Origin of the sequence: Streptosporangium sp. NPDC050284 (genome assembly GCF_044459525.1) — a bacterium.
Taxonomy (GTDB): domain Bacteria; phylum Actinomycetota; class Actinomycetes; order Streptosporangiales; family Streptosporangiaceae; genus Streptosporangium.
In genome coordinates this window covers 346982-367026 of record NZ_JBITIZ010000005.1, presented here as the reverse complement: position 1 = coordinate 367026, position 20045 = coordinate 346982, and the positions used below count along the sequence as shown (strand labels likewise).

The window sequence follows — 20045 nt, the reverse complement described above, 5'->3', positions numbered from 1 at the left end:
CGACCCCATATGACACCTTTTATCACCAAAAATCCTTTTCCAGCTCATCCCTGACTGCGGCCCCGCCCTAGACTTCGAGCATGATTCGCCCCGCAACGCCGGACGACGTCCCGGCGATCATCGACATGATCCGTGGACTCGCGGAGTACGAGAAGGCGCTGGACAAGGTCGAGAACACCCCCGACATGCTCCACGAGACGCTCTTCGGCCCCTCCCCCAGCGTGTTCTGCCACATCGCCGTCGACGGGGAGAGGATCGCGGGGTTCGCGATCTGGTTCGTCTCCTACTCCACCTGGCTCGGCACCCACGGGATCTATCTCGAAGACCTCTTCGTCCATCCGGCCCACCGGGGCGGCGGACACGGCAGGAGGCTGCTCGCCGAACTGGCGGGCATCTGCGTGGAGCGCGGCTACGGCCGCTTCGAATGGTCGGTGCTCGACTGGAACACCCCGGCCATCGACTTCTACCGGGCGATCGGCGCGGAACCGCTCGACGAGTGGGACGGGTACCGCCTCACGGGGCCCGCACTGGAGAAGGTCGCGGCGGAAAGAGCGCGGTAGCCCCCCGGGGAAAGGCGTCTCGCCCAGGACCCGCCTTTCGCCGAAGACCGGCCGGAAATCCTCCGGCCGGTCTTTCATTTTCCCCCACCGCTTTCTCCTACACCTCGAAGATCCGCAAGTCCTTCGTTCTCCACCCGGTGCGGCCCTTACTGCGGAGACTCACCACAGGGCACCCCAACCGTGAACCTTTCATCGGGTGAAATCACCCCGTAACCCCCTGAACTGGTACAACAAGCCGCTACCTCATGGTGAAAGAAGCACTCCGTTTACACCCCCGCAACCTGCGACCTAGAGTCCGTCTCGCGTGAGCGCCTCACCGCCATTGATCAATGCCTCGTCACCCCCTCGAAAGGGATGGTAATTCTGTGAGTAAATGGCGAAGTATGGCTGTCGCCGGTGTGGTCACTTTCATGACCGCGCTGCTCGCCGTCGTTCTCGTTCCCCTACCGGCCTCCGCGCACGGCGCGATGATGGTGCCCGGCAGCCGGACGTATTTCTGCTGGCAGGACGGCCTCTCCCCGCAGGGGAACATCGTGCCGATCAACTCGGCGTGTTCGGCGGCGGTTGCCCAGAGCGGGGCGAACTCGCTGTACAACTGGTTCAGCCTGCTGCGGTCCGACGGAGCCGGGCGAACCCGCGGGTTCATCCCCGACGGCCAGGCGTGCAGCGGCGGCAACCCCGGCTACAGCGGGTACGACCTGCCGAGTGCCAACTGGCCGGTGACGCACCTGACCGCGGGCGCGAACATCCAGTTCAAGTACAACAAGTGGGCCGCCCACCCCGGCTGGTTCTACCTCTACATCACCAAGGACGGCTGGAACCCCAACCGGGCTCTGACCTGGGATGACCTGGAGTCGGAACCCTTCCACACGGCCGACCACCCGCAGAGCGTCGGCTCCCCCGGGACCAACGACGCCAACTACTACTGGAACGCCAGGCTCCCGTCCGGCAAGTCGGGCCGCCACATCATCTACTCGGTGTGGAAGCGCTCCGACAGCGCTGAGACGTTCTACAACTGCTCCGACGTCGTCTTCGACGGCGGCAACGGCCAGGTGACCGGAGTCGGCCGTTCGGGCAACAACCCGGACCCGACCCCGACGCCGACCGTGACGCCGACCCCGACCCCGACGCCGACCGTGACGCCGACCCCCGGCACCGGAGCGTGCACCGCCACCTACAAGACCGTCAGCTCCTGGTCGGGCGGTTTCCAGGGCGAGGTGACCGTGAGCAACTCGGGATCGGCCGCCATCAACGGCTGGACGGCGAAGTGGACACTCGGCAGCGGCAGCACCATCAACAGCCTCTGGAGTGCCACGCACACCACGTCCGGATCCACCGTCACGGCCAAGAACGTCGACTGGAACCGCACGATAGCCCCCGGCGCCTCGACCACCTTCGGGTTCACCGGATCGGGCACCAGCGGCTCTCCGAGCGTCACCTGCTCCAGCCCCTGACGTAACGCGGTCCCCGCCGGTGCCACCGGCGGGGACCGACCCGTCTCCCCCCTCGCCCCATTCGTTCCGACAGACCGACGGATGAGCGGACCGGCAGACCGCGGGACCGCCACAACCGCACCGGATCACCGCCCCTCCCCACGGCCGCCGCGCCCTCGCGAAAAGGGCGGAAGGGAGTCCCGTGCCGTTCACCACGAAGATCGCGCCACTGCTGGGTCTCGTCTCGCTCGGAGCGGCGGTGGCCCTGGTCGCGGGGGCCTGCGCCGGCCGGACACAGGAGAGCGGACACACCGCGGCGCACCCGATCTCCCAGCACGTCGCCTCGGTGTCCCCGTCCGTCCAGGGGAACCCCCCGGCGTCCCCGTCCGATGACGGGAACCCCTCGGCGGCATCGTCCTCCACGCCCCTCCACGAGGACAAGGGCCAGAACACCCCTGCCCCGGGCACCAAGAGGTGCCGGGCTACGGTCACCCTGGTGGAGTCATGGCCCGGCGGTTACCGAGGCGCCGCGACGATCACCAACACCACCGACAAGCCGATACGCGACTGGTACATCCAGTGGATGCAACCGCGCGAGGCGACCTTCACCCAGTCGTGGAACGGCACCCACATGCAGAGCGGCCCCGTCGCGATGCTCCACGCCCCCACCGAGAAGCCGTCGCTGGCACCGGGGGCGACCGCCACCGACATCGGCTTCGTGGGGTCCGCCACCACACCCCCGGCCTTCACCGAGATCACCTGCGGCTGACGGGGCCGACGGCCGGCCGCGGCCTGCACACGGCCTCCCACGGTGGCTCGCGCCCCGATGAGCGGCACCGCGCGTCCCGGCGAGGTGGGGGTGCGAGAAGGCCACCGGAAAACGGCACGGCCCCGGCCAAGGCCGGGGCCGGAATCGGGCTGGATGTCAGCTCTTGCCGTAGCGCCGCTGGAAGCGCTCGACGCGCCCCGCCGTGTCGACGACCCGGCCGCGCCCGGTGTAGAAGGGGTGACTCGCCGAGGAGACATCGACGTCGACCAGCGGGTGGACGGCGCCGTCCTCCCACTCGACGGTCTTGCGGCTGGTGACGGTCGAACGGGTCAGGAAGGCGACACCCGCGCTCGGATCGCGGAAGACGACCGGGCGGTAGTCGGGGTGGATGCCCTTCTTCATGGCTATCTGTCCTCTCGGAACGGGACGTGCTGGCGGACGATCGGGTCGTACTTGACGAGGGTGAGCCGGTCGGGGTCGTTACGCCGGCTCTTGCGGGTCACGTAGGTGAAACCGGTGCCCGCCGTGGACCTCAGCCTGATCACTGGGCGCACCTCGTTCTTGGCCACGCCTGCTCCTCTCGAAGGGCGGATTACCCGACGCAGACGATAACGGTTTTCATTAGCCGGACATTCCCGCCTGAGCCCCCCTCCCGGTACACCCTTCAGGCGTTCTGGCGGCGGTCCGCCCGCGAGGGCAGCGGAGTTCCCGACCTCATCGCCTCGGACGACCGGCGCGTTCAGCGGGGACCGCCGAGCGTACGGTTCTCCTCCCGATCTCGGGTGATTCATCCCTCCGGCTCTCCGGGCCGGCAGGGGGGTGAGGCGGTAACTTGGGACTGCCATCACAGAGGAAGAGAGATCGTGACCACGTCTATTCATCAGCGGATCGCCGAAGAGCTGGGTGTGCGCGAGCGACAGGTGAGTGCGGCGGTGGACCTGCTCGACGGCGGGGCCACCGTGCCGTTCATCGCCCGCTACCGCAAGGAAGCCACCGAGATGCTCGACGACACGCAGCTGCGCACGCTGGAGGAGAGGCTGCGTTACCTGCGGGAGCTGGAGGAGCGGCGCACCGCGATCCTGGAGTCGATCGACGCCCAGGGCAAGCTCGACGACGCCTTGCGCGCGCAGATCCTCCTCGCCGACTCCAAGGCCCGCCTGGAGGACATCTACCTCCCGTACAAGCCCAAGCGGCGGACCAAGGCGCAGATCGCGAGGGAGGCGGGGCTCGAACCGCTCGCCGACGGCCTGCTCGCCGACCCGTCGGTCGATCCGCGGGCCGCGGCCGAGGCGTTCGTCGGCGAGGGGGTGGCCGACGCCACCGCCGCGCTGGACGGTGCCCGCGCGATCCTGGTCGAGCGGTTCGGCGAGGACGCCGACCTCGTCGGTGAGCTACGCGAACGGATGTGGACGAAGGGCCGCCTCCTCGCGGCGGTCCGCGAGGGCAAGGAGGAGGAGGGCGCCAAGTTCTCCGACTACTTCGACTTCGCCGAGCCGTTCACCAAACTGCCCTCGCACCGGATCCTGGCGATGTTCCGCGGCGAGAAGGAGGAGGTTCTCACCCTCACCCTGGAGCCTGAGCAGGAGCCAACCGGCACCTACGAGGGCCGCATCGCGCACCGCTTCGGCATCTCCGACCGGGGAAGGCCCGCCGACGCGTGGCTGGCCGACACGGTCCGCTGGGCCTGGCGCACCCGCATCCTCGTCCACCTCGGCATCGACCTGCGGACGCGCATGTGGCAGGCCGCCGAGGAGGAGGCGGTACGCGTGTTCGCCGCGAACCTGCGCGACCTGCTGCTCGCCGCGCCCGCGGGGAGCCGCGCGACCATGGGGCTGGACCCCGGGCTGCGCACCGGCGTGAAGGTCGCGGTGGTCGACGCGACCGGCAAGGTGCTGGCCACCGACACCGTCTACCCCCACGAGCCGCGCCGCCAGTGGGACCAGTCGCTGGCCACCCTCGCCACGCTGGCGAAGAAGCACGGCGTGGAGCTCGTCTCGATCGGCAACGGCACCGCCTCGCGCGAGACCGACAAGCTCGCGGGCGAGCTGGTCAAGCTGGTCCCCGGCCTGACCAAGATCGTGGTGTCCGAGGCCGGGGCCTCGGTCTACTCCGCCTCCGCGTTCGCCTCCCAGGAGCTGCCCGGCATGGACGTGTCGCTGCGCGGCGCCGTCTCGATCGCCAGGCGGCTCCAGGACCCCCTCGCCGAGCTGGTGAAGATCGATCCCAAGTCGATCGGCGTCGGCCAGTACCAGCACGACCTCGCCGAGACCAAGCTCTCCCGCTCTCTCGACGCCGTGGTGGAAGACTGTGTGAACGCGGTCGGCGTCGACGTCAACACCGCCTCCGCGCCGCTGCTCACCCGGGTCTCCGGTATCGGCTCCGGGCTCGCGGAGAACATCGTCCAGCACCGCGACGCCAACGGGCCCTTCCGCTCCCGCAAGGCGCTGAAGGAGGTGCCGAGGCTCGGCCCGAAGGCCTTCGAGCAGTGCGCGGGCTTCCTGCGCATCCGCGACGGCGACGACCCGCTCGACACCTCCAGCGTGCACCCGGAGGCGTACCCGGTGGTGCGGCGCATCCTGAAGAGCACCGGCGGCGACCTCGCGTCCCTGATCGGCAACGGTACGGCGCTGCGTGCCCTGCGCCCGCAGGAGTTCGTGGACGACACCTTCGGCCTGCCGACCGTCACCGACATCCTCGCCGAACTGGAGAAGCCGGGCCGCGACCCGCGTCCGGCCTTCAAGACCGCGACCTTCAAGGAGGGCGTGGAGAAGATCTCCGACCTCAAGCCCGGCATGCTGCTGGAGGGCGTGGTCACCAACGTCGCCGCCTTCGGCGCGTTCGTCGACGTCGGTGTGCACCAGGACGGCCTGGTCCACGTGTCGGCGCTGTCGCACACCTTCGTCAAGGACCCGCGCGAGGTGGTCAAGCCCGGCGACATCGTCCGGGTGAAGGTGCTCGACGTCGACATCCCGCGCAAGCGCATCTCGCTCACCCTCCGCCTGGAGGACGACGTCAAGCCCTCGGGGCCCCGTGGGCCGCGCGACCAGCGTGACCAGCGTGACCAGCAGGGTGGCGGCGGGCAGCGCCAGGGTGACGGCGGCGGCAGGCGCGGTGGCGGCCAGGGACGCGGCGGCCAGGGCGGCGGACAGGGACGCGGCGACCGGCAGCGCAACGCGCCGAGCGGCGCGATGGCCGACGCCCTGCGTCGCGCGGGGCTCGACGGCTCAGGCGGCAAACGCTAGATATCCGCAGGCCCCGCACACCCGCGGGACACATCGCCGGGGACCGGCACGCGACGCCGTGTCCCCGGCGCGAGACGTCCCCGGCGCGAGACCGACGACCGGGGACGCCGACCCCGTTCACAGACGACGGGCCCTCGCCGACCCCGGTCCCCGCTCACAGCCGGCGGCCCCTCACCGGCACAGGCCCCGCTCGCGGACGGCGGCCCCGCAGGGCGCGACCCCGGGTGTCCGCGAACGAGGCCGGAGGAGTACACACCCCGTCCTGAGCGTCGCCGCATCGGGTCTCTCGCACCCCCTCCGGCACCCACCCGAGATTTCCTGACAGGGGATCCTGACAACGTAGAGCTCTGGAACGTTCCTCTCAGGGCTTCTACCGTAAACAAACTTTCCATTTTTTCCGAGAGCTCACAGCGGTCCGCACGAACATGAGACCGGTGCTGTGATGCTTTTTTTACTGCTTGTATTGACCAAGGAACGAAGTCTGTCCTAAGGTCCGGGCAAGCGAGAGCCTGCCGCGAAGGGACCTCCATGACTCGCTTTCCTGACGCCGTGTGGCGGCGGGCGCGGTGGCCGCGCCCCGCTCCACCACCCTGACAACACCCCTTCACGAACGGGGGGCACACCGACCGCCTCCCGCCCGTGAGGGCTCCCGTTCTCCCTGCCGTATCCGTCGCGGCAGGGCCCAGGACGCGCCGAGCGGCGCGTGCCGCCGCATGGCGACCCATTTCAGGGACGCCGTACGGCCGCCCGCGAAAGGCACGCTCTCCGCGTCCGGCACCGCCCGCATGTCCCCCGCTCGTACGGGTCGTGAGGTCACGCGCACGTCACGTCCCCGCCCGGGCGTGACGTCACCCGCACGTCGCCTCCCAAGACGGAAGGAAATCCGCGCATGGACACAGGACAGCCGCCTCCCCGGCGCCGTCGCATGTCGCTCCCGGCCACTCTCGGCGGGATGTTCACCGTCGTCGTTCTCGCCCTCGCCGGCGTGACCACCGCGTCCCCGGCCGCCGCCGCCACCGGGCAGATCACCGGCATCGGCGGCAAGTGCGTCGACGTCGCCGCGGCCAACACCGCGAACGGCACCCCCATCCAGCTGTATGACTGCAACGGCACCGCGGCACAGCAGTGGACCCGCAACGGCGACGGCACCGTGCGCGCCCTGGGCAAGTGCCTGGACGTCACCGCCGCCTCCACCGCCGACGGAGCGCAGATCCAGCTGTACGACTGCAACGGCACCGCGGCACAGCAGTGGGCCTACAGCGCCGCGAACGACCTGGTGAACCCGGCCGCCAACAAGTGCCTGGACGCCACCGGCCAGTCCAGCGCGAACGGCACCCGCCTGCAGATCTGGACCTGCGGCGGCACCGCCAACCAGAAGTGGAACGCCCCGAGCGACGGCGGCACCACGCCCCCGCCGGCCGGCAAGATGGCCGGAGCCCCCTACCTCTACATGGGCTGGGGCAACCCGCCGAGCCCGGCAACGATCATGAGCACCACCGGCGTGAAGTCCTTCACCATGGCGTTCATCCTGTCCGGCGGCGGCTGCAACCCCGCCTGGGACGGCTCAAGGCCGCTGACCGGCGGCGCCGACCAGGCCGCGATCAACCAGATCAAGGCCGCGGGCGGCAGCGTGCAGATCTCCTTCGGCGGATGGTCGGGCAACAAGCTCGGCCCGAACTGCTCCACCCCGGCCGCCTACGCCGGAGCGGTGCAGCAGGTGATCAACGCCGTCGGCCCCGCGGTCGTCGACTTCGACATCGAGAACACCGACGAGTTCGAGAACTACACCGTCCAGGACCGCATCCTCAACGGCCTGAAGATCGTCAAGCAGAACAACCCGAACGTCAAGATCGCCGTCACCTTCGGCACCGGGGTGAACGGCCCCACCTCGGCCGGTGTCCGCCTGATCAACCAGGCCAAGGCGCTCGCCGTGCCGATCGACAACTACACGATCATGCCGTTCAACTTCGGCGCCTCGAACATCTACAACGCCACCGTCAGCTCCTCGGAGGGGCTGAAGAACGCGCTCAAGGCCGCCAACGGCTGGACCGACGCGCAGGCGTACGCCCGTATGGGCATCTCCGGCATGAACGGCCTGTCGGACCAGGGTGAGCTCACCACCACCCAGGCCTGGACCCAGATCCGCGACTGGGCCAGGTCCAAGGGCCTGACCCGCTTCGCCTACTGGGCGGTCAACCGCGACCGTCCCTGCCCCGGCGGCAACGCCTCCTCCGAGTGCAGCGGCATCTCCCAGCCCAACTGGGAGTTCACCCGCATCACGGCCGGCTTCTAGACCGTGACCCCCCTCCAGCGGACACCGGTTCGAAAGGAACAGCCGATGATCGTCACCAGCCCGGCACCCCCTACCGGCCCTCGCCCCTCGCGGACGCGGTTCGCGCGGATCGGCGGCCTCCTCGCCGCGACACTCCTCGCCCTCGGCTCCGCCACGCTCGTCCCCTCCCAGGCGGGGGCCCAGGCCACCGCCGTCCAGAGTGCCACCCAGCAGGCCCTCGCCGCCCCGGCCCCCGGACCCCTCGTGTGGTCGGACGAGTTCAACGCGGCCTCCGGCACCGGCCCCGACAACGCCAAATGGCGCCGGGACGTCGGCGGCGGAGGCTGGGGCAACAACGAGCGGCAGTACTACACGTCCGGCAACGAGAACATCGCCCACGACGGCGCGGGCAACCTGGTCATCACCGCCCGCAAGGGCAACCCCGCGGGACACGGCTGCTGGTACGGCTCGTGCGAGTACACCTCGGGCAAGCTGACCACCGCCGCGACCTTCACGCGCGCCTACGGCCGCTTCGAGGCGCGGATGAAGCTCCCCAGGGGCAAGGGCATGTGGCCCGCGTTCTGGATGCTGGGCACCGGAGGGGCCCAGTGGCCCGCCAACGGTGAGATCGACATCATGGAGAACGTCGGCAGCGTCCCCGGGCAGGTGCTCGGCAGCCTCCACGGCCCCGGCTACTCGGGGGGCAACCCGCTGAGCGGCAGCTACAACCTCCCCGCCGGCCAGGCCTTCGCCGACGCCTTCCACACCTTCACCGTCGACTGGGAGCCCGGCGCGGTGACCTGGTACGTCGACGGCGTCCAGTACTCCAGGAAGACCCCCGCCGACACGCGGGGCAACCCCTGGGTCTACGACCACCCGTTCTTCATGATCCTCAACCTCGCCGTCGGCGGGAACTGGCCGGGCTCGCCCGACGCCTCGACCACCTTCCCCCAGCAGCTCACCATCGACTACGTCCGCGTCTACGCCCCGCCGACCGGCGGTGGCCGTACGGGGCAGATCACCGGCATCGGCGGCAAGTGCGTCGACGTCGCCGCGGCCAACACCGCGAACGGCACCCCCATCCAGCTGTACGACTGCAACGGCACCGGCGCACAGCAGTGGACCATGGGCACCGACGGCACCGTGCGCGCCCTGGGCAAGTGCCTGGACGTCACCGCCGCCGGCACCGCCGACGGCACCCCCATCCAGCTGTACGACTGCAACGGCACCGCGGCACAGCGGTGGGTCTACAGCGGGGCCCGGGATCTCGTGAACCCGGCCGCCAACAAGTGCCTGGACGCCACCGGCCAGTCCAGCGCGAACGGCACCCGCCTGCAGATCTGGACCTGCGGCGGCACCGCCAACCAGAAGTGGAACGTCCCGTCCTGACCCGCTCCGGCGCGGGCCGGAACCCTCACCCTCGGTTCCGGCCCGCGCCGGGCTTGTCCCGCTGTCGTCGGCCTGCCCGTGACGGGTCCTCCCCGTCCTCCCGATCCGCTTGAGACGCCTCGGAAAGCGTGCTCGGTATCCGACATTCCCGGGTGAGAAAAGCTCCCTCGATACTCCGGAGACGCCAGGGCGGCCCGGCGCCTCGCGGCACTATGACAAGATCCCGTCTGCTTGACGAACGTCCGCCCGGCAGCTCAGAGCAGGCGCCTGATGTCTCCGTACGCGCGGTAGAAACCCCCGCGCTCGGAGAAGCGGACGCCCTCCACGAGGTAGCGGGCCCCGGCCTCTCTGACGCCCTTGGGGAACTGCACGTTCCGCCGCGCGTCGTAGCCCTCGCTGAGGACCCGCACCCGGAGTCGCTCGCCCTCGCGGAAGCACTCGAGCACCACACCGTCGCCGGTGTCCGGGACGCTGTCGAACACCACGGTCTCCAGCACGGCGGTGGGCTCCACCACCGCCAGCCCGGCGGACGCCTTGACGTCGACGGCCTCGGGGAGGGTGCCGTCCTGGGCCGCCCTGATCGCCTCCTCGGTCGCGTCGATGCAGGCCAGGGTGCCGTCGGTGGTGACGATGTAGAGGCGGTCGTCGAGATACTGCATGGAGAAGGCGGAACCGCAGCCGGTGGCCAGCTTCCACAGGCGCTCGCCGCTCTGGTCGAAGCAGTAGATCGAGGAGTGGTTGTCTCCGGCGAAGACGTACCGGCCGCCGGGGGCGGTGGCGCAGGAGAAGACGGTGGCGTCGCAGCGGTAGACCGCCTGGGAGGCGCCGTCGGACTTGCGCAGGCGGTGCACGGTGGAGCGCGAGGTTCCCGCGTAGACCGAGTCGGCCTCCTGCCAGCCGAAGAGCACCGCGCCGGTGAGGGGCGTCTCCCAGACCGGCGCTCCGTCGGCGGCGTCGTAGCGGGCCACGCCGGTGGAGTGGCCGTGGTAGACGGCCTCGTCGTCGCAACGGACCATCCAGGCCGAGTCGCCCCTGCCCTTGCGCGCCCACTGGAACTCGTCCTCGTGGTCGATGGTGGTGATCCGCCCTGCCCGGTCGGAGACGCCGAGCACGCCGTCGTGGATGTCCAGCCAGTAGATGTCGACGTCCTCGGCGATCTCGTACGCGACCCTGGGAACCTTGCCGCCGAGGTCGTAGACCTTGCCGTCGTCGGCGCCCGCGTAGATCCAGAAGTCGTCGCCGACGATGCACTTGACCCCGTCCGGCAGCTTGAAGCGGCCGGTGACGGTGCCGCCGTGGGTGACGGTGTAGACGTCGCCGCGCTGGTTGCCGACCCAGCAGCGCTCGGAGTCGACGAAGATGCCGAACGCCGCCGCGCCGCTGGCGAAGCGCCACAGCACCGGCGCCTGGGTGGCCGTGGAGCGACTGCTCTCCACGCTGCGCCGGGTGACCGTGCGGCGCTGGCGCACTCCCTGGACCGCGGGGGCGTACCCCCTGCGGACCTTCTCGTTGATCTTCTTCGCGGCGGCCGCCTCCGCCTTCGCCTCACTGGCGAACGCCGACGCCTTGGACTGGCCGGACTCGCCGATGCGGCCGTACCTGATCGTCACTTCGGTCCCGTCGACCACGACCTCGTAGAACTTGTGCGAGCTTCCGCCGTCCTCGGACAGTTCCAGGTAAGTGCTCCGCGCGGCCATGCTCCACCTTCTCGATCGATCGACTTTCCGGGAGCGTAGGGCAGCCGTACGACAAACCGGGAACGGGTCAGGCGCGGGCGGCCGCCGGGAGCGGACGGCGGACGCGTCCGCGCCGGGCACCGGCCACCATCCCCAGCATGGCCAGCACCGCCACCTCGAAGCCCACCACCAGCCGCTGGGTCACCCCCGCGGGGATGTCGTCGTTGGCCAGGTCCACGCCGAACATCCGCACCGCGTACGGGAGGACCACCAGGACCAGCACGCCCACCGCGGCCAGGCTGAGCAACCGGACCGCGCGGGCGTACGGGCTGGTCGCGTACCGCCTGGCGAGGAGCAGCCCCGCGATCGGCATGGTGAGGAAGGCCACGAACGCCGCGTACCTGTGGATGCCACCTGACATCGAGAGCGGCACGCCGGGCTCGTCGGTGGGGAAGGCTCCGATCAGCAGCATGCACAGGCCCCAGACTCCGACCAGCAGTGCCACCGCGCGGTCCTCCCCGCGCCGGGCCAGCACCGCCCCGATGATCGTCGCCGCGGCGGCGAAGAGCGTGAGCGACAGGGGCAGCAACCAGCCGTCCGCCTCGAACGCGTACTCGCTGATCACGGTGTGCACCGGATCGAGGCCGGTGACCACGTGCAGCCCGAGCATCGCGGCGGCCCCGGCGCCGATCGCCGCGTAACCACCGAAGACCATCGCCGACCCCGTGAACGCCTGACTTCCCATGCCTCAACGATGGCGACGACCAGGATTCCGGAATATCGGAGAGAGCCCTCCGACATCCCTGAACGATCCCGTAGGGATGTCGGGGCCAGGTAGCGCCGTCCTCCCCGGCACGGCCCCCGCCCCGCCTGCCTGACCTGCGGGAAAACCTCCGATGGTAGGGCGGCCCTCATCAGGGTCCCCCTCGGGGTGAGCCCCCGCGAGCGCGCCGCCCGCCGGGAAGCGGTCACGCGACGACCGGTGCGCGGGACGGGCTCCACTCCTCGTCGCTCATCCGGATCATCGCCACGCCCACCGCGCCGAAGACGACCAGCAGGAGAAGCGGGCCCGAGTAGCCGAGCAGCGGGTTCCACAGCCGCGCGCCGATCACCCAGACCACCAGCCCGGCGAACACGCCGGCCGGGAACCACCACCCGGCCCGGCCCGCGCGAGTGTACGCCACGGCCACCAGGACCAGGCCGAAGAAGGAACCGGCCATGCCCGGGATCTGCCAGGCGAAGATCAGCGCGGGCTGTGCGGCGTCCTGCAGGATCCTCGTCGCCGTCTCCTCGGGGAGCTGCTGGTAGAGCACGATGTCGAAGAAGTCGGAGATCATCAGCGAGGAGAAGTTGATCAGTCCGATCACGGCGGCCACTCCGGCCAGGTGTGCGAGGACGACCCCTCTGCGCCGGACGAGGTGAACCATGCCGATCACCCCGGGCACCCAGAGCACCCAGGCGTAGTGCAGGAGCGTCGCGCTCACCCCGGCGGCCCCGGGGTTCTCCGCGTAGCCGAGGGTGTCCTCGACCCCGAACTCCAGGGGATCGACGATCATGCCCAGCAGCAGGCAGAGGGGGGCGAGGATGAGGCTGACGCCCGCGACCCCGCGACGGAACGCGTCAGGATTGGTGAGTGTGAACATGGCTCGAAAACTACGTACCGCGCCTTTCAGCGTCATCAAGGCCTGCCATGACCCGCAATCAGCCCAAAGAGGGATGTCAACCTCCTTTCCCACCCCTTACCCTCACGCCATGCCGCACCTCCCTCCTCCCGCGTCATGAGCCGTCGTTTACCGCCCACCGCCGTCGACTGGCTGATCGCGGCGGTGATGGCCGCGTTCGGGCTCACCGAGGAGCTCAGCGCGCGCACGTCGGCTCTCGACCACGAACAGTCCTCGCTGTGGCTGGTCACGGTGATGGTCGCGGCGGCCCTGGTGCTCGTACGGCGCCATGCCCCGTTCACGGTCCTGACCGTCTACTCGCTGGCGAGCGCGGCGAGCTTCGCGTACTTCGGCGACCTCGCCGCGGCCTGGCAGTTCTACACCCAGCTCGTCCTGCTGTTCACCCTGGTCAGCGAGATTCCCCCGCGAGACCCCAGGACCGTGCTCGGGCTCGTGGTCACCGGACTCTTCGTCGGGTCGATGATGCTCACCGTCGACCACCCCTTCGGCCCCGGGGACATGGCGGTGGCCGTGGTGATGACCTCCATCGCCGGCGGAACGGGCTTCGCCGTGTGGCGGCACCGGCAGGTCGCGGTCCAGGCGCGAGAGCACGGCGAGTTGCTCGCCCGCGAGGCCGTGGCCGAGGAGCGCACCCGGATCGCCCGCGAACTGCACGACGTGGTCGCCCACAGCGTGAGTGTGATGGTCATGCAGGCCGGCGCGGCCAGGCTGATGCTCCGCCCCGACCAGCTGGTCGAACGCGAGACGCTCGCCCTGGTCGAGGAGGCCGGCCGCGAGGCGGTCGAAGAGCTGCGCCGCATGCTCGGCCTGCTGCGCACCGACTCCGGCGAGGACGGGCTCGCCCCGCAGCCCAGCCTGGCCCGGCTGGAGGACCTGATGGAACAGGTACGCGCCGCCGGGCTGGAGGTGAAGCTGACCGTGCGGGGCGAGGCCCGGCCGCTCCCGGCGGGGCTGGAGCTGTCGGCCTACCGCATCATCCAGGAGGCGCTGACCAACACGCTCAAGCACGCGGGCCCCGCACGCGTCGCGGTCACCGTCTCCCACCTGCCGCGTACGCTCAGCCTGGAGGTAGTCGACGACGGCCCCGAAGACGGCCACATCGGACTCCAGGGCGCCGGGCACGGCCTGATCGGCATGCGGGAGCGGGTCGCGCTCTTCCACGGGCGACTCGCCACCGGGCCTCTGAGGGGCGGCGGTTACGGCGTCAGCGCCTCGTTCCCACTGGCGGGGCGGGCCACCGGGGAAAAACCCGCCGGTTGAACGGGAGACCGTGAAGGAGTGCCGAATGACCATCACCGTCGTACTGGCCGACGATCAGGCCATGATCCGCCGCGGGCTCCGGCTCATCCTCGGCACCCAGCCGGACATCCGGGTGATCGGCGAGGCCGCCGACGGGCGCGAGGCCGTGGAGACGGTCAGACGCCTCGGCCCCGACCTGGTACTGCTCGACATCTCGATGCCCCGCCTGTCCGGCATCGCCGCGGCCCGCGAACTCCTGGCCGACCAGGACCCGCCCAAGGTCCTCATCCTGACGACGTACGACACCGACGAGAACCTCGACGGGGCCCTGCGCGTGGGGGTGAGCGGCTTCCTGCTCAAGACCTCGCCGCCCGAGCAGCTGTTCACCGCGATCCGCACGGCGGCACGTGGCCTGGGCGCCCTGGACCCCGCCATCACCGCCCGGGTCATGGCGGGCTATGTGGGCACCTCCCCCCTCCCTTCGGCCGTCACCCCGCGGGAGCGGGAGGTCCTCACCCTGATCGGCCGCGGCCTGAACAACTCGGAGATCGCCACCACCCTCTTCGTCGCCGAGTCCACGGTCGGCACCCACGTCAACCGTCTGCTCGCCAAACTCGCCCTGCGCGACCGCGCCGAGGCGGTCAGGTACGCCTACGAGCACGGCCTCGTCCGCCCCGGCGAGCGCTGAGCCCGGCGGGCGGAAAACGCCCTCCCGCCGTCACCCCGGAGGCGGACGTCGAACAGCCGGGACCGCTCCCCCTCCGGACCGCGACAGGTCGTACCGACAGGGAGGCGGAGCAGGCAGCCTGTGGTGAGGTGACGCGGGTCCGTGAGGGGGCGAGGGCTCAGGAGTCGAAGGGCAGGCCGACGTAGTTCTCCGCGAGCGTGGTCGCGGCGGCCTCCGAGGAGGTGACGTAGTCGAGGTGGGAGGTCTGCAGGCGCCGCCCGTAGGGGTCGTCGGCGTCGAAGGTGTGCAGCAGTGTCGTCATCCACCAGGAGAAGTGCTGGGCGCGCCAGACGCGCCTGAGACAGTCGGCGGAGTAGGTGTCCAGCAGCCCGGTGGAGCCCTTGGTGTAGAACTCCTCCAGTGCCCTGGTCAGCAGCCGGACGTCGGCGACGGCCAGGTTGAGTCCCTTCGCCCCGGTGGGCGGCACGATGTGGGCGGCGTCCCCGGCGAGGTAGAGGTTGCCGTGGCGCATCGGCTCGGCGACGAACGAGCGCATCGCCGACAGGTCCCTGGAGATGATCGGCCCCTCGGCCAGCGTGAACCCGGGTACCGTCTCCAGGCGTGCCCGCAGTTCGGCCCAGATCCGCTCGTCCGGCCAGTCGTCGAGCGAGGCGTCCGGCGGCACCTGGAGGTAGAAGCGGCTGATCTCCTCGGAGCGCATGCTGTGCAGCGCGAAACCTCGGTCGTTACGGGAGTAGATCAGCTCCTCGGACGACGGCGGGACCCGCGCGAGGATGCCGAGCCAGGCGAACGGATAGTCACGCTGGAAGACCGACAGGACGCCCTCGGGGATCGACGTCCGCGAGACGCCGTGGAAACCGTCGCACCCGGCGATGACGTCGCAGTCGAGGCGCTCGCCCCTGAAGGTGAGGTAGGGGTCCTTCTCCAGCGAGTGCAGCGCGACGTCGGGGACGTCGAAGAGGATTTTCCCGCCGTCGGCGAGCCGCCGGGCGATGAGGTCCTTGACGACCTCCTGCTGCCCGTAGACGGTGATGGCCCTGCCGGGGACCAGCCTCTCGAACGCGATGCGATGCCCGGCTCCGCCGTAGCGCAGCTCGATGCCGTGGTGCGGCAGCCCTTCGGCGCGCATCCGGTCGCCGACCCCCGCCTCGTTGAGCACGTCCACCGTGCCCTGCTCCAGCACCCCGGCCCGCACGCGCTGTTCCACGTACTCCCTGCTCCGCGCCTCCAAAACCACCGAGTCGATGCCCCGCAGGTGCAGCAGATGGGAGAGGAGCAGCCCGGCGGGTCCCGCGCCGACGATCCCGACCTGAGTTCGCATGCGTCGAGCATCCCGTACCGTCCGCTCGCGCATACCGCCTTCTTCCGCTCAGCGGAAAGCGGCGACGAGGTCGCGGGAGAGCGCGGCGGCCGCGGTCAGCACGGCCGGTGCCAGCCGTCGCGGATCGGCGGTGTGCCGCCAGGCCACCAGCGACAACGCCGCCACCACCCGGCCACCCGCGCCCCGTACCGGCACCGCGACCGAGCAGGTGCCGACCGACATCTCCTCCTGCGTGCAGGCGATCCCGGTCCTGCGGACCTCCTCCAGCTCACCGCGGAGCCGCGCCGGGTCCACCACCGTGTTCGGCGCGTGCGAGGTGAGCCCTCCGGCGAGCACCCGCTCCACCGTCTCCGGGTCCGCGAAGGCGAGCAGGACCTTTCCGACCCCGGTCGCGTGCAGCGGCAACTCCCCCGCCACGCGCGAGACGACCGGCACGGAGGTGGGTCCGCGCAGTCGCTCGACGTACAGCGCCCGGTCGTCGCGGAGCACCGCGAGCTGCACGTTCTCGCGGGTGGCGGCGTAGAGGTCCTCCATGTACGGCAGGGCGAGCTCGCGCAGCTCCCTCGGCTCCGCGGCCTGGGCGCCGATCTGCCACAGGAGCATCCCGATCCGGTAGGAGCCGTCGGGGAGCCGCTCCACGAACCCGCCCTCCGCCAGCTCCTTGACCAGCCGGTGTCCGGTGGCGGGAGGCAGCTCGGCGCGACGGCAGATCTCGGTGAGTGTCAGCCGCACGTCTCCCGGCAGGAACGCGCCGAGGATGGCCATGACCTTCCCGGTGACCGTGGGCGCCCTCACACCTCCCACCCTAGATCCTCACCCGCCGCCCCCACGGCGGCGATCGTGAAGGGGAGCCTAGGAGGCGAGGCGGGCGGCGAGGATCCCGGCGCGGGCGAGCTGCACCTCGCGGGCCTTCTTCGCGGCGTAGCCCAGCATCGGCCTCGCCCAGGCGTGCACCACGAGGATGTCCTCGACCTCGGTGCCCCCGCCCTTCTCGCTGAGGGTGAACCGGTAGTCCAGGCGCACCCCGCCGGGGCTGTCGACCTCACCCTCGACGGTCCGCGGCGTGCTCCGCAGCGTCACCTTGATCATGTTGTCGTATTTGACGAGGCCGAAGAACCTGAACCGTTCCACCGAGGTGTAGCGGGTCTCCGACTCTCCCTGCTCGACGTCCTTGACCGCGACCACCATCGGCGAGAGGCCCACGTAGCTCTGCGGCTGGCTCAGGTGGGCACGGACCGCCGCCGCGGTGTTCTGTACGTGGAAGGTGTTGCGCAGTGTGACCTTTGGCATCTTGTGCCCCCGTTTGAAGATTTTTACTGGGAGACACTAACGGGTTCGGCCATGTACCACCGGGCATGTTGCTCACCTCGGGTGAGGGAATTCAGTCTTCGGGGAAGCTCACGCCGGGAGAAGGGGTCGGCGGCGGCGTTGCGGATGTGGATGCCCACCGCGTAGATGTCCCTCACCTCCATGAGGGTGGAGTATCCCGGCCAGGAACGCAGGTCGCTGCCGTACGCGTCGGCGAAGGCGTCCACGTCGGCGGCGGTCAGGCCGAAGCGCCGCTGGCCGTGGTAGGTGTGGACCAGGTCCCACTCGCGAGGCCCGACCGCGACGCCGTCCCAGTCGCAGAGCACCACGTGTCCGTCCGTGCAGCGCAACAGGTTGTCGATCCACGCGTCGCCGTGCAGCAGCACCGGCGAGTCGTCCATGCCGAGATCCGACCAGCGCTCCGTCAGCTCCGCGATGCGATCGCGCAGCCACGCCCGCTGGCAGGGGGTGAGCTCTTCGGAGCGGTCCACGGCGCGACGTACCTCGCACAGCGGGTCGACGAAACGCCGCAACGCCACCGGCGGCACCGGCAGCAGGTGCAGGCTGCGCAGGATCTCGCCCAGCTCCGTGGTGGTGGGACGACCGCTCGCCGGGACGTAGTGCCAGAAGGTGACGACCCTGCCCTCGTGCACCACGGGCTGCTCGGAGATCTCGTCGGCCGGGCGCACCGCGGGGAACCCCTGCTCGGCGAGCCAGCGGGCCACCGCGAGGACGAGCGGCAGCCGGGTCAGCGCGTTGGGAGCGGTGGCGATCCTGACCACGATCTCACTGCGCAGCTTGAAGACGGCGTTGCTGCGCACCCTCAGCAGCTCCGCGTCCCTGTGGTCGATGCCGAGGTTCTCGCAGACCTCCCGCAAGACGGTGAACGCCTCCTCGGCGAGCGAGTTCATCAGCTGACCGGCGCCGCGCCGGTGACCAGGTCGTTCAGACGTCGCACCGCCGCCGCCCTGTTTCTGGTCTGCGGCACCTCCGACAGCAGCGCCTTCGCGCGGTTGAGCACGATGGAGGTGCGGTGCTCCAGCGGAACCTGGAGGAGTGCCTTCTCGGCCAGGTGGCAGGCGTCCTCGACCTTGCCGTCGCGGACCAGGTGCGCGGCCTGGTCGAGCAGGAGGAGGACCGGGTCGATCGCGTACGGCACCGAAGGTCCCGCGGGCCCCGGGTTCCAGACGACGTCCTCGCCGAGCTCGATCAGGGTGCCGATCCTGTAGAACTGCAGCCGCCGCTCGGAGAAGCGGAAGGCCAGGTGGTCGTGGCCCTCGGGAGGCATCTTGGCGAAGATGCGCTCCGCCTCGGCCAGCGCGACCCTCGCGGCCTTGTGCTCGCCCATTCGTGCCAGCGCCCGCGCCTCCGCCGCCGCGCCGAGCGCCGCCGGGGAACTGGGGGCACTGCCGGCGAGCATCCTGGCCTCGCGGGCGAGCCGCACGGTCTCGGCGAGGTCGCCGTAGTAGTAGGGGAGCATCGCCTGCTGTGCCCGGACGAGGGCGCGCAGCCGCACGTCGCCCATGTCGTCGGAGGCGTTGCGCGCGGTGCCGTACCAGGCGTGGGCCTGGCGGGTGTCGCCGAGCTTCATCAGCGCGTCGGCCGAGAGCAGCGCCAGCATCACGGTGGCGTTGAGCAGGCGGCGCTGGGCCATCGCGGGCTGGCGGGCCAGCGAGAGCATCCGCACGTCCGACAGCTCCAGCATCAGCCGGTAGAGCATCGGCACCGGCGCGCTGCTGATGTATTCGCGCCGGTAGCGCAGCACCTGCTCGTCGAGCCGGTCGAGCTGCTCCTCGGAGACGGTGGAGACGGCGAGCGTACGGTCCAGGTCCTGGCGGGTCCGCTCGACCTCGGCGAGCAGCCGGCCGGTCATCACCGACCGCGAGCCGAGCAGCGCCTGGTGGAACAGTGCGCGCCGCTCGATGTCGTCTTCGGACCGTTCCCGCTCCTCCGTCTGGTAGGGCGCGCGGCCCTCGCCGCCGGAGACGACCACGACCTTGGCGCCCCCGCCGTCCTCGCAGTAATCTCCGGCCAGGCCTAGCCTGACGGCGTTCGCACGGTAAAGTCGAGCCAGTAGATCGATGGTCTGCGGGCGCGGCCGTGCCCGGTTGTTCTCCCAGGCGTTGAGCAGGTCGATGCTGGCCCGCGCCTCGCCCAGGTCCTGGCGCTCACAGAGCTCCTCCAGCTCCTGAACGGACTGCCTGGCCGACCAGCCCCTGGCCAGTCGGTGTGCCTTGAGCAGGCTCACCCCGCAGCAGCCGTGAATGGCCTGCGCGGTCTGCCAGTGGGTCCACTGCCTGGACGCCGCCTGCTCGCGCCAGCGTCGCGCACATGCCGGCGAATGCTCACCTCGGGCCACGGCGCCCCTCCCGCTTGCTGTTTACACAACATTAACAAGCGCGCACCTCAGCGTAAACGCAGCCGTGCGCGGCATTCCGTTTATTCGCGGTTTCCCCACGGAACATC

General features: G+C 70.4%; 18 protein-coding genes. 8 read left to right on the top strand and 10 right to left on the bottom strand.

Translation table 11 applies throughout. The features are described 5' to 3' along the window. Positions 1 to 80 precede the first annotated feature (80 nt). From ACIBH4_RS14950 to ACIBH4_RS14940, 3 genes are all read left to right on the top strand, one after another. On the top strand, positions 81 to 560 hold the full coding sequence (locus ACIBH4_RS14950; RefSeq protein WP_362514558.1) for a GNAT family N-acetyltransferase: 480 nt from the start codon (positions 81 to 83) through the stop codon (positions 558 to 560). A gap of 383 nt (positions 561 to 943) precedes the next feature. Further along, positions 944 to 2014: a lytic polysaccharide monooxygenase gene (locus tag ACIBH4_RS14945; protein WP_362766197.1), complete on the top strand. Its 1071-nt coding sequence runs from the start codon at positions 944 to 946 to the stop codon at positions 2012 to 2014. 181 nt (positions 2015 to 2195) lie between these two features. After that, on the top strand, positions 2196 to 2762 hold the full coding sequence (locus ACIBH4_RS14940; RefSeq protein WP_362514552.1) for a cellulose binding domain-containing protein: 567 nt from the start codon (positions 2196 to 2198) through the stop codon (positions 2760 to 2762). Positions 2763 to 2918: 156 nt separating this feature from the next. On the opposite strand, the gene ACIBH4_RS14935 is transcribed toward ACIBH4_RS14940, so the two are convergent. Both ACIBH4_RS14935 and rpmG read right to left on the bottom strand, forming a co-directional pair. After that, positions 2919 to 3164 (bottom strand): type B 50S ribosomal protein L31, encoded by a 246-nt coding sequence (locus ACIBH4_RS14935; RefSeq protein WP_362514549.1) that lies wholly within the window; start codon positions 3162 to 3164, stop codon positions 2919 to 2921. Between the two features lie 2 nt (positions 3165 to 3166). Further along, positions 3167 to 3331: a 50S ribosomal protein L33 gene (gene rpmG / locus ACIBH4_RS14930; protein WP_362514545.1), complete on the bottom strand. Its 165-nt coding sequence runs from the start codon at positions 3329 to 3331 to the stop codon at positions 3167 to 3169. Positions 3332 to 3625: 294 nt separating this feature from the next. On the opposite strand from rpmG, the gene ACIBH4_RS14925 reads away from it, so the two are divergent. The 3 genes from ACIBH4_RS14925 (at position 3626) to ACIBH4_RS14915 (ending at position 9665) form a co-directional block, all read left to right on the top strand. Continuing rightward, positions 3626 to 6004 carry a Tex family protein gene (locus ACIBH4_RS14925; RefSeq protein WP_362766194.1) on the top strand — a complete coding sequence of 793 codons (2379 nt, stop codon included), beginning with the start codon at positions 3626 to 3628 and terminating at the stop codon, positions 6002 to 6004. A gap of 889 nt (positions 6005 to 6893) precedes the next feature. Further along, positions 6894 to 8297: a ricin-type beta-trefoil lectin domain protein gene (locus tag ACIBH4_RS14920; protein ID WP_399172169.1), complete on the top strand. Its 1404-nt coding sequence runs from the start codon at positions 6894 to 6896 to the stop codon at positions 8295 to 8297. A gap of 45 nt (positions 8298 to 8342) precedes the next feature. Beyond that, positions 8343 to 9665 carry an RICIN domain-containing protein gene (locus ACIBH4_RS14915; protein ID WP_399172167.1) on the top strand — a complete coding sequence of 441 codons (1323 nt, stop codon included), beginning with the start codon at positions 8343 to 8345 and terminating at the stop codon, positions 9663 to 9665. 254 nt (positions 9666 to 9919) lie between these two features. Here the strand turns inward: ACIBH4_RS14915 and ACIBH4_RS14910 are convergent, their stop codons facing one another. The 3 genes from ACIBH4_RS14910 to ACIBH4_RS14900 all read right to left on the bottom strand — a co-directional run bounded on the left by ACIBH4_RS14910 (position 9920) and on the right by ACIBH4_RS14900 (position 12984). After that, positions 9920 to 11362: a WGR domain-containing protein gene (locus ACIBH4_RS14910; RefSeq protein WP_362514533.1), complete on the bottom strand. Its 1443-nt coding sequence runs from the start codon at positions 11360 to 11362 to the stop codon at positions 9920 to 9922. A gap of 67 nt (positions 11363 to 11429) precedes the next feature. Next, positions 11430 to 12086 (bottom strand): DUF998 domain-containing protein, encoded by a 657-nt coding sequence (locus ACIBH4_RS14905; protein WP_362769586.1) that lies wholly within the window; start codon positions 12084 to 12086, stop codon positions 11430 to 11432. A gap of 223 nt (positions 12087 to 12309) precedes the next feature. Continuing rightward, entirely contained in the window at positions 12310 to 12984 is a 675-nt protein-coding gene (locus ACIBH4_RS14900; protein ID WP_362514528.1) for a hypothetical protein, read from the bottom strand. A gap of 135 nt (positions 12985 to 13119) precedes the next feature. On the opposite strand from ACIBH4_RS14900, the gene ACIBH4_RS14895 reads away from it, so the two are divergent. Together ACIBH4_RS14895 and ACIBH4_RS14890 are read left to right on the top strand one after the other, a co-directional pair. Then, complete coding sequence (locus ACIBH4_RS14895; protein ID WP_362769588.1) at positions 13120 to 14283, top strand: sensor histidine kinase; 1164 nt, start codon at positions 13120 to 13122, stop codon at positions 14281 to 14283. Positions 14284 to 14308: 25 nt separating this feature from the next. Beyond that, positions 14309 to 14950 carry a response regulator transcription factor gene (locus tag ACIBH4_RS14890; RefSeq protein ID WP_362514522.1) on the top strand — a complete coding sequence of 214 codons (642 nt, stop codon included), beginning with the start codon at positions 14309 to 14311 and terminating at the stop codon, positions 14948 to 14950. 157 nt (positions 14951 to 15107) lie between these two features. On the opposite strand, the gene ACIBH4_RS14885 is transcribed toward ACIBH4_RS14890, so the two are convergent. Genes ACIBH4_RS14885 through ACIBH4_RS14865 form a run of 5 tightly spaced genes read right to left on the bottom strand, consistent with a single transcriptional unit; the run spans position 15108 to position 19938 of the window. Then, positions 15108 to 16271 carry a 4-hydroxybenzoate 3-monooxygenase gene (locus ACIBH4_RS14885; RefSeq protein WP_362514519.1) on the bottom strand — a complete coding sequence of 388 codons (1164 nt, stop codon included), beginning with the start codon at positions 16269 to 16271 and terminating at the stop codon, positions 15108 to 15110. Between the two features lie 48 nt (positions 16272 to 16319). Further along, positions 16320 to 17066, bottom strand: a complete 747-nt coding sequence (locus ACIBH4_RS14880) for an IclR family transcriptional regulator (protein ID WP_362514517.1) — start codon at positions 17064 to 17066, stop codon at positions 16320 to 16322. A 57-nt stretch (positions 17067 to 17123) separates the two neighbouring features. Further along, a complete protein-coding gene (locus tag ACIBH4_RS14875) occupies positions 17124 to 17561 on the bottom strand; it encodes an SRPBCC family protein (RefSeq protein ID WP_362514514.1) in 438 nt (145 codons plus the stop codon). A 23-nt stretch (positions 17562 to 17584) separates the two neighbouring features. Beyond that, complete coding sequence (locus tag ACIBH4_RS14870; protein WP_362514512.1) at positions 17585 to 18490, bottom strand: aminoglycoside phosphotransferase family protein; 906 nt, start codon at positions 18488 to 18490, stop codon at positions 17585 to 17587. After that, positions 18490 to 19938, bottom strand: a complete 1449-nt coding sequence (locus ACIBH4_RS14865; protein WP_362514509.1) for a helix-turn-helix transcriptional regulator — start codon at positions 19936 to 19938, stop codon at positions 18490 to 18492. The genes ACIBH4_RS14870 and ACIBH4_RS14865 overlap by 1 nt, the downstream gene beginning before the upstream one ends. Between the last annotated feature and the right edge of the window lie 107 nt (positions 19939 to 20045).